The sequence below is a fragment of the Citrobacter sp. Igbk 14 genome, from assembly GCF_028069825.1.
Taxonomy (GTDB): domain Bacteria; phylum Pseudomonadota; class Gammaproteobacteria; order Enterobacterales; family Enterobacteriaceae; genus Citrobacter.
The window spans coordinates 1-233 of the sequence record NZ_JANEWM010000210.1 but is presented as its reverse complement, the minus strand read 5'-3'; the positions used below and the strand labels follow the sequence as shown (position 1 = coordinate 233).

Annotated in this window: 1 tRNA gene; it reads right to left on the bottom strand. The window is 44.2% G+C overall.

The window, feature by feature from the left end:
* Window positions 1-144 precede the first annotated feature (144 nt).
* A tRNA-Ala gene (locus NNN64_RS23195) sits at window positions 145-220 on the bottom strand.
* Between the last annotated feature and the right edge of the window lie 13 nt (window positions 221-233).

Here is a 233-nt window from a genome sequence, read left to right as displayed (position 1 = left end):
CACCGCTTTTCATTTCTTATTACGGAGAAATGAAACAGTGTGTCGTTTCAATTTTCAGCTTGATCCAGATTTTTAAAGAGCAAAACTTCGCAGTGAACCTTTTCAGGTACACTCTGAAGTTTTCTTGTTTTTTTGCAGTAAAGATGGTGGAGCTATGCGGGATCGAACCGCAGACCTCCTGCGTGCAAAGCAGGCGCTCTCCCAGCTGAGCTATAGCCCCATCGTAGTTATCT